Annotated in this window: 12 protein-coding genes; 6 read left to right on the top strand and 6 right to left on the bottom strand. The window is 70.6% G+C overall.

Going from position 1 to position 13,960, the window contains the following annotated elements:
• Nucleotides 1–49 precede the first annotated feature (49 nt).
• The 3 genes from BJ982_RS08905 to BJ982_RS08895 form a co-directional block, all read right to left on the bottom strand.
• Nucleotides 50–2,194 (bottom strand): (Fe-S)-binding protein, encoded by a 2,145-nt coding sequence (locus BJ982_RS08905; protein WP_221482610.1) that lies wholly within the window; start codon nt 2,192–2,194, stop codon nt 50–52.
• A 204-nt stretch (nt 2,195–2,398) separates the two neighbouring features.
• Nucleotides 2,399–3,031, bottom strand: a complete 633-nt coding sequence (locus tag BJ982_RS08900; RefSeq protein WP_184878266.1) for a TetR/AcrR family transcriptional regulator — start codon at nt 3,029–3,031, stop codon at nt 2,399–2,401.
• A gap of 15 nt (nt 3,032–3,046) precedes the next feature.
• Complete coding sequence (locus BJ982_RS08895; RefSeq protein WP_184878264.1) at nt 3,047–3,862, bottom strand: sugar phosphate isomerase/epimerase family protein; 816 nt, start codon at nt 3,860–3,862, stop codon at nt 3,047–3,049.
• Between the two features lie 106 nt (nt 3,863–3,968).
• On the opposite strand from BJ982_RS08895, the gene BJ982_RS08890 reads away from it, so the two are divergent.
• The 5 genes from BJ982_RS08890 (at nt 3,969) to disA (ending at nt 8,111) form a co-directional block, all read left to right on the top strand.
• On the top strand, nt 3,969–4,667 hold the full coding sequence (locus tag BJ982_RS08890) for a class I SAM-dependent methyltransferase (protein WP_184878262.1): 699 nt from the start codon (nt 3,969–3,971) through the stop codon (nt 4,665–4,667).
• Nucleotides 4,668–4,763: 96 nt separating this feature from the next.
• Nucleotides 4,764–5,144, top strand: coding sequence for a MerR family transcriptional regulator (locus BJ982_RS08885; protein WP_184878260.1), 381 nt, complete (start codon nt 4,764–4,766; stop codon nt 5,142–5,144).
• On the top strand, nt 5,141–5,455 hold the full coding sequence (gene trxA / locus BJ982_RS08880) for a thioredoxin (RefSeq protein WP_184878256.1): 315 nt from the start codon (nt 5,141–5,143) through the stop codon (nt 5,453–5,455). Before BJ982_RS08885 ends, trxA begins: the two co-directional genes overlap by 4 nt.
• A 59-nt stretch (nt 5,456–5,514) precedes the next feature.
• The gene (gene radA, locus BJ982_RS08875) at nt 5,515–6,945 is read left to right on the top strand and encodes a DNA repair protein RadA (protein ID WP_184878254.1); all 1,431 of its coding nucleotides are present in this window, start codon (nt 5,515–5,517) and stop codon (nt 6,943–6,945) included.
• A 77-nt stretch (nt 6,946–7,022) separates the two neighbouring features.
• The gene (gene disA, locus BJ982_RS08870; protein WP_184878252.1) at nt 7,023–8,111 is read left to right on the top strand and encodes a DNA integrity scanning diadenylate cyclase DisA; all 1,089 of its coding nucleotides are present in this window, start codon (nt 7,023–7,025) and stop codon (nt 8,109–8,111) included.
• A 29-nt stretch (nt 8,112–8,140) separates the two neighbouring features.
• Here disA and BJ982_RS08865 read toward each other — a convergent pair whose 3' ends face one another.
• The gene (locus BJ982_RS08865) at nt 8,141–8,839 is read right to left on the bottom strand and encodes a hypothetical protein (RefSeq protein WP_184878250.1); all 699 of its coding nucleotides are present in this window, start codon (nt 8,837–8,839) and stop codon (nt 8,141–8,143) included.
• 155 nt (nt 8,840–8,994) lie between these two features.
• Between BJ982_RS08865 and BJ982_RS08860 the strand changes: the two genes are divergently transcribed.
• The gene (locus BJ982_RS08860; protein ID WP_275411677.1) at nt 8,995–9,861 is read left to right on the top strand and encodes an HhH-GPD family protein; all 867 of its coding nucleotides are present in this window, start codon (nt 8,995–8,997) and stop codon (nt 9,859–9,861) included.
• 52 nt (nt 9,862–9,913) lie between these two features.
• On the opposite strand, the gene BJ982_RS08855 is transcribed toward BJ982_RS08860, so the two are convergent.
• Nucleotides 9,914–10,822 carry a sugar phosphate isomerase/epimerase family protein gene (locus tag BJ982_RS08855; RefSeq protein ID WP_311772242.1) on the bottom strand — a complete coding sequence of 303 codons (909 nt, stop codon included), beginning with the start codon at nt 10,820–10,822 and terminating at the stop codon, nt 9,914–9,916.
• 429 nt (nt 10,823–11,251) lie between these two features.
• Nucleotides 11,252–13,807 carry an ATP-dependent Clp protease ATP-binding subunit gene (locus BJ982_RS08850; protein ID WP_184878244.1) on the bottom strand — a complete coding sequence of 852 codons (2,556 nt, stop codon included), beginning with the start codon at nt 13,805–13,807 and terminating at the stop codon, nt 11,252–11,254.
• Nucleotides 13,808–13,960 lie beyond the last annotated feature (153 nt).

The raw sequence follows: 13,960 nt of genomic DNA, 5'->3' as shown, positions 1-13,960 counted from the left end.
TCAATCTGGCCACATTGGTCGCAGGCGCCGCCCCGCCTCGGCGGTTCGGTCAGGCTCCGACCGGCTCGCCCTGCTGTCCCTTCTGGTCCTTCTGTCCCTTCACCGAGGTGATCAGGAGCTGGGCGACGTCGACGACTTCCAGGGTCTCCTTGGCCTGGCCGGTGTTCTTCTTCTCGTTGATCGCGTCCCCGAGCATCACCAGGCAGAACGGGCATGCGGTGGACACGGTGTCGGGATCGGTGGTCAGCGCCTCGTCCACCCGCTCGGTGTTGATCCGCTTGCCGATCCGCTCCTCCATCCACATCCGCGCCCCACCCGCACCACAACAGAACCCCCGCTCCTTGCACCGGTGCATCTCCTGCGTGCGCACCCCCGGCACCGTGGCCATGATGTCGCGCGGCTGCGCGTACACCTTGTTGTGCCGCCCCAGGAAACACGGATCGTGATAAGTGATCTTCTCCTCGATCGGCGTCACCGGCGTCAGCCTGCCCTGCTCCACCAGATGCGCCAGCAACTGCGTGTGATGCACCACCTCGAAGTGGCCGCCGAGCTGCGGGTACTCGTTGGCCAGAGTGTTGAAGCAGTGCGGGCACGTCGCCACGATCTTCTTCACCCCGGCCTCGTTCAACGTCTCGATGTTCTGCCGGGCCAGCATGTCGAACACGAACTCCATGCCAAGACGACGAGCCGGATCCCCCGTGCACGCCTCCATCGGCCCCAGCACCGCGAACCTCACCCCGGCGATATGCAGCAACTCGGCCACCGCCTTGGTGGTCTTGCGGGCCCGGTCCTCCAGCGCACCGGCGCACCCCACCCAGAACAGGTACTCCACATCGCCGGGCATCTTCTCGTCGACCATCTGGACCTCGATCGGGTCCACCTCACGAGAGGCCAGCTCCTCGATCCACTCGGCGCGCTTACCCTCCGGCAGACCCCACGGATTGCCCTTGTTCTCCAGGTTCTTCAACATCACCCCCGCCTCGGAGGGGAAGCTGGACTCGATCATCACCTGGTAACGCCGCATGTCGAGGATGTGATCGATGTGCTCGATGTCCACCGGGCACTGCTCCACACACGCGCCACAGTTGGTACACGACCACAACACATCCGGGTGGATCACACCCTCTTCACCGACCAAGGGCTTGCCCGCCAGGGCGAGGACGTCCTCGGGAAGCTTGGCGCGCTCCTCCTCGCCGGCCAGCAGGTACGGGGCGATGGCGAAGGCGTGGTCGCGCTGGTCGAGGATGAGCATTTTGGGCGACAGCGGCTTGCCGGTGTTCCAGGCGGGGCACTGCGACTGGCACCGCCCGCACTCGGTGCAGGTGTAGAAGTCGAGGAAGCCCTTCCACGTGGTGTCCTCAAGCTTGCCGCGGCCGAAGACGTCGGTGTCGGGGTCGGCTTCCTCGAAGTCGAGCACCTTGCCGTTGCTGCGCATCTCGGGCACCGCGCCCAGACCGTCGGGACGGCGCGAGAACAGCACGTTCAGCGGCGCGGTGAAGATGTGCAGGTGCTTGGAGTTCACCACGATGACCAGGAACACCAGCATCACGCCGATATGCAGCAGCAGCCCCACCGGCTCCAGCGCCTCGTTGACGCCCGTGCCGAGCGGGCGGAGCGCCGCGGCGACGGCCTCGGAGGCGAACGCCCCGGAGTCGTAGGGGAAGTTGCCCGTGTTGATCGACGCGCCGCGGAACAGGAACAGCGTCCAGATCACGTTGAAGATCATGAAAAGGATCAGCCAGGCGCCACCCAGGTGCGAGCCGGAGAACCGGGACTCGCGGCCGAGCTTCTTGGGCGAGTTCTTCAGGCGGATGACCGCGAAGGACGCCAGGCCGAGGACGCAGGCGACGGCGATGAGGTCCTGGAGGAACCCGAGCACCGGCCAGGTGCCGATGAGCGGGATGTGGAAGTCGGGCTCCCCGGTGATCGCCCCCTGGATCAGCGCGCCGTACGCCTCGACGTAGACGGTGATCAGGATGACGAACGCCCAGAACACCACGAAGTGCGCCACGCCCGACGGCGTCCACTTCAGCAGCTTCTTCTGCGCGAACACCTCGACGACCTGGGCCCTGAGCTCCGCGCCGGCGTTGTCCTTGGCGTAACGCACGCGTTCGGGGGCCGGCTGGCCGCTCGTCGCGAGACTGTAGAGCCAGTGCGCGCGGCGACCGGCGAGGGTGACGGCCACCGCCGTCATCACGAGCCCTATGATCGCTACCAGGAGCACGGGTCCTCCAAACTGTGCGTTGGCTGCCCAGCGTAGACATGCCGGTCATCCAGCGTGACGGTGGAACCACTGCGAATGGTACCCACAGGTGATTTGTGGGTTGACCAGGGCGTCGTCCCGCCGGACGGTTCGATATTAGAACAATGCTCTACGAAGGCCGGGCGGCGGGGTCGATCAAGCCTCGCCGAGGTAGCGCTGGATCGTCGGCGCCAGCAGGGCGACCAGTTCCTCGGCGTCGACGGACGCCACCGGCTCCACCCGGAGGACGTACCGCATCAGGATCACGCCAAACATCTGCGCGAACGCCGCCTCCATGCGGATCAGCGGAACGCCGAGCCCCGTGGCGACCCGCCCGATCACCGCGTGCGTCATGAACTCGCGGATCATCGCGACGACCTTGTCGTTGGTCATCGCGCTGCGCATCAGCGCCAGGATCGGCTCGCGCGCCTGGGCGTCCGCGGTCAGCGTGAGGACGAACCGGACGACCCGTTCGCCGATCTGCTCACGGGGACCCTCTATGACCAGGGGGAGCACCTTGGACGGGTCGACGGGAAGCTGGAGGGCGGCGACGAAGATGCCCTCCTTGGTGTCGAAGTAGTGGTGCACCAGGGCGGGGTCCACGCCGGCCTCGCGGGCGATCCCCCGGATCGTCGCCTTGTCGAACCCCTTCTCCGCGAAGATCTTGCGGGCCGCGGCCACGATGTCGCCGCGGGTGTCCGCCGAGCCGGGGCGCCGCCCCGGACGCCGCCGTTCCCCCGTCACCCCTCCGCCTTCCGCGCCGTCATCGCCGATCGTGGATCGGATCATGCCGGGAAGATCCGATCATGTCGAGGACGAGGCGGCGAAGTGGAGGCGGGCGAAGGCGAGACCCTCGGCGAGGTCGTCGATGCGCTCGGTGCGCCCGGTGGCCTTGCGGGTGTTGATCTCCAGCACGATGAGGCCGCCGTACCCGGCGGTGGCCAGGCGCTCCAGCACCCGCGCGCACGGCTGGCTCCCCCGCCCCGGCACCAGGTGCTCGTCCTTGTTGGTGGTGCCCACCCCGTCGGCGAGGTGGAGGTGGGCGAGACGGTCGCCGAGCTTCTCCGCCATCTGCAGGGCGTCGGACCCGGACACGGCGGTGTGGGACAGGTCCAGCGTGACCTGCGGGAAGTCGTAGTCGACGACGTCCCACCCCGGGGAGTAGGGGACGACCTCGGCGCCGCGGGCGCGCAGGGGGAACATGTTCTCGACCGCGAAGATCACGTCGGTCTCGTCGCGCATGCGGGCGAGGCCGGTCTCGAAGTCGCGGGCGTACTCGCGCTGCCAGCGGAACGGCGGGTGCACCACGACCGTGCGGGCGCCGAGCCGCTCGGCGGCCTTGCGCGCCCGGACGAGCTTGGCCCACGGGTCGCGGCCCCACACCCGCTGGGTGACGAGAAGACAGGGGGCGTGGACGGCCAGCACCGGCACGCCGTAGTGGTCCGAGAGGCGTTCGAGCACGTCGATGTCCTGGCTGACCGGGTCGGCGCCGACCATGACCTCGACACCGTCGTAACCGAGGCGCGCGGCCAGTTCGAAAGCGTCAGGAGTGCGCTCGGGATACACCGACGCGGTGGACAGTGCGATCTTGGCGTTGGGGACACGGATGACGTCGGTCACATCTGCCAGCCTAAGCCGGGTCGCGCCCAGGTCGCGTTGCGCAACCCGGATGCAACGGAGATCACACTCGCGTGCCCGGCGTTATGCCTGGTCTAGCGTATGTCCCATGGCGAGGATCGTCGACGGGGCCATTCCCAGCCCGAACATCTGGAACTCCCCCCGCACCTACGAACTGGAGAACCGCGCCGTCGACCCCGACGGCGCGGCCGAGGCCGCGATGGCGGCGATCCGGCCGTGGGCGGGCGGCGCCGTCCTCGACATCGGCTGCGGCACCGGCTTCCACCTGCCCGGCCTCGCCGCGACCGCCGCCAAGGTCGTCGGCGTCGAACCGCACGCCGGGCTCGCGGCCCTCGCCGCCGACCGCTGCCGGGCCCTGCCCCACGTGACGGTCCGCACCGCTGCCGCCCAGGCCCTGCCCGTCCCCGACGCGTCGATCGACGTCGCCTTCGCCCGGTGGGCGTACTTCTTCGGGCCCGGCTGTGAGCCCGGGCTGCGCGAGCTGTCGCGGGTGATCCGGCGGGGCGGCGCCGCGTTCGTCATCGACCTGGACGCGGGCCGCGGCGACTTCGGGGCCTGGTTCAGCCGTACGGTGCCGAGCTACTCCGCGCCGGCCGTGGAGGCGTTCTGGGCGCGGCAGGGGTGGGAGCGGAAGGAGCTGGACCTGCGCATGGTGTTCTCCTCCCGCGCCGACCTGGAGGCGGTCCTGCGCATCGAGTTCGCCCCCGCCGTCGCCGAGGAGGCCATCGCGCGCACGGAAGGGCTGGAGATCGCCTACCCCAACGTCCTGCGCTGGCGCCTCTACTGACCCTTCGCCCTCCTGTCCTTCCCGTCGGCGGGACGTTCCGGCTTGACCTTGACGTTGACGTCAAGGGTTAGCGTGAGCGCGGATCAGGGAGGGCCTATGCGCATCGGGGAGCTGGCGAGGCGCGCGGGGGTGAGCACGCGGGCGCTGCGCTACTACGAGCAGCAGGGACTGCTGACCGCCCGCCGCTCGTCCAACGGCTACCGGGAGTACGACGAGGACGACCTGAAGCTCGTGGCCGAGATCCGCTCGCTGCTCACGGTGGGCTTCACGCTGGACGACGCGCGGCCGTTCGTGAACTGCCTGCGCGCGGGCAACGAGTCGGGGAACGCCTGCCCGGAGTCCGTGGAGGTCTACCGGCGCAAGCTCGCCGAGATCGACGAGCAGATCCGCACCCTGTTCGGCCGCCGCGCCGAGGTGGCGGCCCAACTCGCCGCGGCGTGCCCGGGATGCGCGCTGAGAACCGGAGGAACAAGATGATCACGCTGACCGCGGACAACTTCGCCGAGCAGGTCCTGGAGAGCGACAAGCCCGTCCTCGTGGACTTCTGGACCGAGTGGTGCCCGCCGTGCCGCATGGTCGCCCCGATCCTCGAAGAGATCGCCAAGGAGTACGAGGGCCGCCTGACCGTGGCCAAGCTGAACGCCGACGACCACCCCGAGATCGCCTCCCGCTACGGGGTCATGGGCTTCCCCACCATGAACCTCTACCGGAACGGCGAGGTGGTGCGCCGGGTGGTCGGCGCCAAGCCCAAGCGCCTGCTGCTGGCGGAGCTGGACGGCGAGTTCTGACGGCCTGACGCGGCCCGCGCCGATGGGAAATGTCGGTGCGGGCCGCTAACGTGCCCCCCATGACCAAGACGCAGAAGGCCGGGTACCGCTGCGCGGAGTGCGGCTGGCGCACCCCCAAGTGGGTCGGCCGCTGCGGCGAGTGCCAGGCGTGGGGCACGGTCGACGAAGAGGGCGGCCGGGCCGGCGTCCACGTCGTCCAGGGCGGCGCGGTGACCGCCCCCGCGCTCCCGATCGGCGAGGTCAAGGCCGAGTTCGCCCGCGCGCGCACCACCGGGGTCGGCGAGCTCGACCGGGTGCTCGGCGGCGGCCTGGTGCCCGGCGCGGTCGTGCTCCTCGCCGGCGAGCCGGGCATCGGCAAGTCCACCCTGCTGCTGGAGGCCGCGGCGAGCATGGCCCGCCACGAGACCGTCCTGTACGTCACCGGTGAGGAGTCCGCCGCCCAGGTCCGCATGCGCGCCGACCGCATCAACGCCATCCAGGACCGTCTCTACCTCGCCGCGGAGACCGACCTCGGCGCGCTGATCAGCCATGTCGAGCGGGTCCAGCCGCGCCTTCTGATCGTCGACTCCGTGCAGACCATCGGCTCCACCCAGGCCACCGGGGTGCCGGGCGGGGTCACCCAGGTCCGCGAGGTGACGGGCAACCTGGTCCGCCTGGCCAAGGAGCGCGGCCTGTCCACCGTCCTGGTCGGCCACGTCACGAAGGACGGCTCGATCGCCGGTCCCCGCGTGCTGGAGCATCTGGTCGACGTCGTGCTCCACTTCGAGGGCGACCGCCACTCCCGGCTGCGCATGGTGCGGTGCATCAAGAACCGGTTCGGGCCCACCGACGAGGTCGGCTGCTTCGACCTCAACGAGCGGGGCATCCAGGGCCTGCCCGACCCGAGCGGCCTGTTCGTCTCGCGCCGCGCCGAGCCCGTGCCCGGCACCTGCGTCACCGTCACCGTCGAGGGCACGCGTCCCCTGCCGGCCGAGGTGCAGGCGCTGGTCGGCCCCACCGAGGCCCAGCAGGTCCGCCGCTCCACCTCCGGCCTCGACCCCTTCCGCGTGACCATGATCCTCGCCGTGCTGGAGCGCCGGCTGAACGCCCGCCTGAGCGGCTGCGACGTCTTCACCGCGACCGTGGGCGGCATCCGCCTCAACGACCCCGCGGTCGACCTGGCGGTGATGCTCGCGGTCGCGAGCGCCGCGGGCGACCGTCCCCTCCCACCGGGCCTGATCGTTCTCGGCGAGGTCGGCCTGGCGGGCGAGCTGCGCCCGGTGCGCGACGTCCGGCGCCGGGTGGCCGAGGCCGCGCGGCTGGGCTTCTCGCACGCCCTGGTCCCCACCGGCTCCCTCGAACAGGACACCGCGCTCGCCTCTCCCGAGGGCCGCGAGGGCCGCAAACCCGTCCCCGTGGCCAGGTCTCCCCTGCGCACGACGAACTTCGCGCACGGTTTCGACGTCACAGAGGCAGAGAACGTCTGGGACGCGCTGACGCACGTCACGTGAGCCGTACGGCGCGCGGCCCGGGCCGGTGTCCACGCGCCGCCGCTAAACTGGGCGCGTCAGCGACCAGCGGGGGTCATGTGGCGAACAATCCCAAGGGCATCGACGACCGCCGGAGATCCACCCTTGCCGCCCTCGCTCCGGGCACCGAACTACGCGACGGCCTGGAGCGTATTCTCCGTGGGCACACCGGCGGGCTCATCGTCCTCAACTATCACAAAGGCGTCGAAGAGGTGTGCACGGGCGGGTTCACGCTCGACGTCGAGTTCTCCGCGACGCGGCTGCGCGAGCTGGCCAAGATGGACGGCGCCATCGTCCTGGACTCCGCGGCCAACAAGATCGTCCGGGCGGCGGTGCACCTCGTGCCCGATCCGTCCATCCCCACCAACGAGTCGGGCACCCGCCACCGCACGGCCCAGCGCGTGGCCAGGCAGACCGGCTCCCCGGTGGTCTCCATCAGCAAATCGATGCGGATCATCGCGCTCTACCTGGACGGCGTCCGGTACGTCCTGGAGGAGTCCGCCGCGATCCTGTCCAAGGCCAACCAGGCGCTGGCGACGCTCGAACGCTACAAGATGCGCCTGGACGAGGTCTCCGGCACGTTGTCCGCGCTTGAGATCGAAGATCTCGTCACCGCGCGCGACGTCGCGGTCGTCGTCCAGCGGCTCGAAATGGTGCGCCGCATCGCGGGCGAGATCGAGGGCTACGTCGTCGAGCTCGGCACCGACGGGCGGCTGCTGTCCCTGCAGCTCGCCGAGCTGGTCGCCGGGGTCGAGGAGGACCGCGACCTGATCATGCGCGACTACCTGCCCGCCGAGGCCGGGCGCCGGTCGCGTCACGTGGCCGACTCGCTCGCCGAGCTGGACCGGCTGTCGCCGAGCGACCTGCTCGACCTCACGGCGGTCGGGCACGTCCTCGGCCACGCCGGCTCGGAGGCCATGGAGCGGCCGGTCAGCCCGCGCGGGTTCCGCCTGCTGGCCAAGGTGCCCCGGCTGCCCGCGACCGTCGTGGACCGTCTCGTGGACCACTTCGGCGGCCTGCAGAAACTGCTGGCCGCCGGCATCGACGACCTGCAGACGGTGGGCGGCGTGGGCGAGTCCCGGGCGCGCAGCGTGCGCGAGGGCCTCTCCCGCCTCGCCGAGGCGTCCATCCTGGAGCGGTACGTCTAGAACGCTCCCAGGCGCGGCCTGGCCCGCCGTCAGGCGCGGCGGAGGTGGAACACCACCTTGGGACTTCTCAGGACGCCCAGGCGCGCCTGGGCGACGTACGTGCCCGCACGCGCCTTCGGGCGCGAGGCGTCGCAGTCGGGGGCGGAGCGGTGGCGGTCCCAGCGGATCGTGCGCAGGTGCGGGACGCCGCGCCGCAGCCGGCGCACCTGCCTGCGCTCGCCGCTCAGACAGTCGGCCGTGGACCAGACGCGGTCGTCGCCGGAGGTGATGCGGACCTCCATCGCGCGAGGCCCGACGTCCACCGCGCAGTCCACGCGACCGGTGTTGACGAGGGTGAGCATGAACATCGGCGCCCCTTTGCCGGTGTAGACCTCGGACTCGCCGTGCAGGCTGAGCACCAGGTCGGCCCGCTCGCACGGGTCTCCGGGCCGCCGGACGCGGGTGGGCGCGGGCGTCGCGGACGGGGGCGGGGGCGCGGCGGCCTTGGCCGGCGGCGTCGCCGTGACGGCCGGCGAAGGCGTGGCCGTGACGCCCGCGGGCCCGCCTTTCGGGACGGCGCCGTCGCGGCGGCCTCGGGCGTCGGACCCCGACCCGCCCGACGCGCTCGTGCAGGCCCAGGCGACGACGGCGACCACGACGAGGGCGCCGGTGAGCACGGCGACCCTGCGGCGCCAGTAGACCTCCGGGCCCTCTACGCCGACATCGCCACGGAACGTGTCCGGATCCATACTGACAGTATGGTGAGTTGTGGCTCGCCGGACGTGTCAACCCGCCGATCCGGGAAAAGCCGCCCGCGCCGCGCCCGACATATCCCCCACGGATGCGCTCACGCGGCGCGGGGAAAGCGACGCGGGCGGGGTGGGGACGTCCTAGGCTCGGCGGCGTGGCCATCGGACTTCATCAGCCCATCCTCGACTGGTACGCGGCGAACGCGCGCGATCTCCCCTGGCGGCGGCCCGAGGCGAGCCCCTGGGCCATCCTGGTCAGCGAGATCATGCTGCAGCAGACGCCCGTCGTCAGGGTCCTCCCGATCTGGGAAGAATGGATGGCGCGGTGGCCCACCCCGGAGGCGCTCGCGGCCGAGCCGCCCGGCGAGGCCGTACGCCACTGGGGGCGTCTCGGATACCCGCGACGCGCCCTGAACCTGCACGCCTGCGCCCGCGCGATCACCGCCGACCACGGCGGCGAGGTGCCGTCGGCGTACGAGGAGCTCCGCCGGCTGCCCGGCATCGGCGACTACACCGCCGCCGCGGTGGCGAGCTTCGCGTTCGGACGCAGCCACGCCGTGCTGGACACCAACGTGCGGCGGGTGCTGGCGCGTGCCGTGCGGGGCGAGGAGTACCCGCCCACGGCGACCACCGCGGCCGAGCGCCGGCTGGCCGAGTCGCTGATCCCGGCCGTGGACGCGCCCCGGTGGGCCGTCGCCGTCATGGAGCTCGGCGCGCTGGTCTGCACGGCCCGCGGTCCGCGCTGCGCCGACTGCCCCGTGGCGGCGCGCTGCGCCTGGCGCCTCGCGGGACGGCCGGCCTACGAGGGCCCGGAGCGGCGGGGGCAGACCTACGCCGGGACGGACCGCCAGTGCCGCGGCCGCCTGCTGGCGGTGCTGAGGGACGCCCACGGCCCCGTGCCGAAGGCCGCGCTCGACGCCGTCTGGGACGACCCCGTCCAGCGCGAACGCGCCCTGGACGGCCTCGTCGCCGACGGCCTGGCCGAACCGCTCCCCGGCGGCACCTACCGCCTGCCCGCCTGAGGCGATCGGACGGAACGCCGCCTGATCCTCGGGAGCCGGTGACCCCGAAGGGTCAGGCGGCGAGCTTCAGGCCCAGGGCGGTGAGGTTGCGGCGGGTCCAGTCGAGTTCGTCGGCGAGGGTCGCCACCAGGGCGGCCGGGCCCTTGTCCTTGGCGGGGGCGGCCAGGCCGTGCGCCTCGACCTCGATGTGGGCGCCGCCGCTGCCGGGACCGGCCAGGATCGTGGCCAGGGTGTCCTCCAGGATGGACTCGGTGCCGGGCACCTCGCCGGTGTGGTTGTGGACGTGGCCGAGCTTGACCACGGTCGCCCCGGCGGCGGCCACGCCGCGCAGCGCCGCGCCCGGCTCCTCGACGCCGCAGGTCAGGTGGCAGGCGTCCAGGCAGACGCCCAGGTACTCGGAGTCGATGCCGCACACGCGGCGCACCGCCTGCTCGGTGGTCTCCAGCACGCACCCCGGCCAGGGCTGAAAGCCCACCCTGATGGTCTTGCCGGTGACGCTGTGCAGGCCGCGCAGCTCGCGCGACAGGCGGTCCAGACGCCGGGAGGCGATGGCGTGCAGGTCGGCGGGCCAGTCGCGCCGCCACCCGATGGGGATGGTGGAGATGCTGCCGAACCGGACGTCCTCCGGCAGCAGGAAGGCGAGGATCTTCGCCAGCGCCATCGTGTACCGGTAGCGCTCGGGCTTGGCCCAGTCGGGCCCGGGGCTGTCCTGGCCCATGCCCCGGCCGCCCGCGCCGTTCAGGCTGACGACTTCGAGGCCGCGTTCCTCCAGGGAGCGGCGCAGCCGGACGAGCTCGATGCGGTCGGCGGTGAGGTGGTCGGCGACGGCGGGGGCCAGCCACAGGCCGATGCCGAGCCTGTCGACGCCGAGGCGCCGGCGCACCGGGACGGCGTAGCGGGTCAGGTGCGCGATGAGGTTCTCGAGATCCTCCGCGGGGTGCACGCCCGCGTTGTAGGACACGTGAACGAGCGTGCCGTCCTCATGACACAAGCGCATGTGGGTGCCTCCCAGACGTACTACTCTTTGCCGGCCTCCGGGGCTCCGCGCGGGTCTCGGGCCCGCGCGGCGGAGGTCTCTTTCTGCCGGGAATCCGGCCTGGCCCGCCCGAGTCTTCCCGGTACGGGCCGGCGGGCGCGTCCGCCCGGCAGGTGATCCGCCGCTACGTCAGCGGGTGGATCCCGGTGAGCCGCACCGTACTGAGTGGATCTTGTGAACCACTTGGTCGAGACTTGGCCTGATTCGCTCTACGGAGTGTAGTACTACCTTCGGTGGTGTCATAGCGAATCACACCAAAGTGATCTCATGAAATACGAAAGACCCCTCGTGAGTGGTGCTCACGAGGGGTCTTTCGCGAGTCTCGGATCCCTGCGGCAGGGACGCGGGACGTCCCTACGGGCGCGTGCGGTCCGCCGGACCGGCCGAGGCGCCGGCGCGGCTGCTCGCGGGCGCGGCGTCGGCGATGGCCGCCGCCGAGTCCGGGATCTCCGGCTGGGCCTTCTGCTCACCGGTGAAGGTGAACGTCGCGGCCTCGCCCTCGCCCTGGATCGCGATCTTCACGATCTGGCCCGGGCGGAGGTCGCCGTACAGGATCTTCTCGGACAGGGCGTCCTCCAGCTCGCGCTGGATGGTGCGGCGCAGCGGCCGCGCGCCGAGGACGGGGTCGTAGCCACGGTCGGCCAGCAGCTGCTTGGCCTCCTGCGTGAGCTCCAGGCCCATGTCGCGGTCCTTCAGCCGGGCGTCCACCTGGGCGAGCATCAGATCGACGATCTGGATGATCTCATTGGGCGTCAGCTGGTGGAAGACCACGGTGTCGTCGACGCGGTTCAGGAACTCGGGCCGGAAGTGCTGCTTGAGCTCTTCCTGGACCTTGGCCTTCATGCGGTCGTAGTTGCCCTCGACGTCGTTCGTCTTCGCGAACCCGACCCCGATGCCCTTGGAGATGTCCCGGGTTCCGAGGTTGGTCGTCATGATGATGACGGTGTTCTTGAAGTCGACGACGCGGCCCTGGGCGTCGGTCAGGCGACCGTCCTCCAGGATCTGCAGCAGCGAGTTGAAGATGTCCGGGTGGGCCTTCTCGATCTCGTCGAACAGGACCACGGAGAACGGCTTGCGCCGGACCTTCTCGGTGAGCTGGCCGCCCTCTTCGTACCCGACGTAGCCGGGCGGGGAGCCGAACAGCCGCGAAACGGTGTGCTTCTCCATGAACTCGGACATGTCCAGCATGATCAGAGCGTCCTCGTCGCCGAAGAGGAACTCGGCGAGCGCCTTGGACAGCTCCGTCTTCCCGACGCCCGAGGGGCCGGCGAAGATGAACGAGCCACCCGGCCTGCGGGGGTCCTTCAGACCCGCGCGGGTGCGGCGGATCGCCCGGGACAGACCCTTGATGGCGTCGTCCTGGCCGATGATGCGCTTGTGGAGCTCGTCCTCCATGCGGAGCAGCCGCTGGGACTCCTCCTCGGTGAGCTTGAAGACCGGGATGCCGGTGGCCGTGGCGAGGACCTCGGCGATGAGCTCCTCGGTGACCTCGGCGACGACGTCCATGTCGCCGGCCTTCCACTCCTTCTCGCGCCGGTCGCGCTTGAGCTGGAGCTGCTTCTCCTGGTCGCGGAGGGCCGCGGCCTTCTCGAAGTCCTGCGCGTCGATCGCGGACTCCTTGTCGCGGCGCACCTGGGCGATCTTCTCGTCGAACTCGCGCAGGTCCGGCGGGGCGGTCATGCGGCGGATGCGCATGCGCGAGCCGGCCTCGTCGATGAGGTCGATCGCCTTGTCCGGCAGGAACCGGTCGCTGATGTAGCGGTCGGCCAGCTGGGCGGCGGCGACAAGGGCCGAGTCGGTGATCGTCACGCGGTGGTGAGCCTCGTAACGGTCGCGCAGACCCTTGAGGATCTCGATCGTGTGGCTCAGCGAGGGCTCGGCGACCTGGATCGGCTGGAAGCGGCGCTCAAGCGCGGCGTCCTTCTCCAGGTGCTTGCGGTACTCGTCGAGCGTGGTGGCGCCGATGGTCTGGAGCTCGCCGCGGGCCAGCATCGGCTTGAGGATGCTGGCGGCGTCGATCGCGCCCTCGGCGGCGCCCGCGCCGACCAGCGTGTGCAGCTCGTCGATGAACAGGATGATGTCGCCGCGGGTGCGGATCTCCTTGAGGACCTTCTTCAGGCGCTCTTCGAAGTCACCGCGGTAGCGAGAGCCGGCGACCAGCGCGCCGAGGTCGAGGGTGTAGAGCTGCTTGTCCTTGAGCGTCTCGGGCACCTCGCCCTTGACGATCTTCTGGGACAGCCCTTCGACCACGGCGGTCTTGCCGACACCGGGCTCGCCGACCAGGACGGGGTTGTTCTTGGTCCTGCGGGACAGGACCTGCATGACGCGCTCGATCTCTTTGTCCCGCCCGATCACCGGGTCCAGCTTGCCCTCGCGGGCGGCCTGGGTCAGGTTGCGGCCGAACTGGTCCAGCACAAGGGAGGTCGACGGGGCCGACTCCTGCGGGCCCCCCGCCGCCGCGGGCTCCTTGCCCTGGTAGCCGTGGAGCAACTGGATGACCTGCTGACGTACCCGGTTGAGATCGGCACCAAGCTTCACCAGCACCTGAGCGGCAACGCCTTCGCCCTCACGGATGAGGCCCAGAAGGATGTGCTCAGTGCCGATGTAGTTGTGGCCCAGCTGCAGGGCCTCGCGGAGCGACAGCTCAAGGACCTTCTTGGCGCGCGGGGTGAAGGGGATGTGCCCCGACGGCGCGGACTGGCCCTGGCCGATGATCTCCTCGACCTGCTGGCGCACACCTTCAAGACTGATGCCGAGGCTCTCCAGAGCCTTGGCGGCAACGCCTTCACCCTCATGGATCAAGCCAAGAAGAATGTGCTCAGTGCCGATGTAGTTGTGGTTGAGCATCCGGGCCTCTTCCTGGGCCAGGACGACAACCCGCCGTGCGCGGTCAGTGAACCTTTCGAACATCTCGTCGCTCCTCACAGAGCGGTCAGGCTGCTCGGGATATCCGGGCCCGCCGCATCCGCATGCTAGCCCCGACCGGTGACCGCTCTATACACCAGACGTTCCCCGACAGCAGGGCGTTCACGCTCCATCCAACTACTGTTGGGGGGCCACGTG

It is taken from the genome of Sphaerisporangium siamense, assembly GCF_014205275.1.
In the GTDB taxonomy this organism is placed as follows: Bacteria; Actinomycetota; Actinomycetes; order Streptosporangiales; family Streptosporangiaceae; genus Sphaerisporangium; species Sphaerisporangium siamense.
The sequence above is the reverse complement of the archived record's forward strand: the minus strand, read 5'-3'. Positions and strand labels throughout refer to the sequence as shown.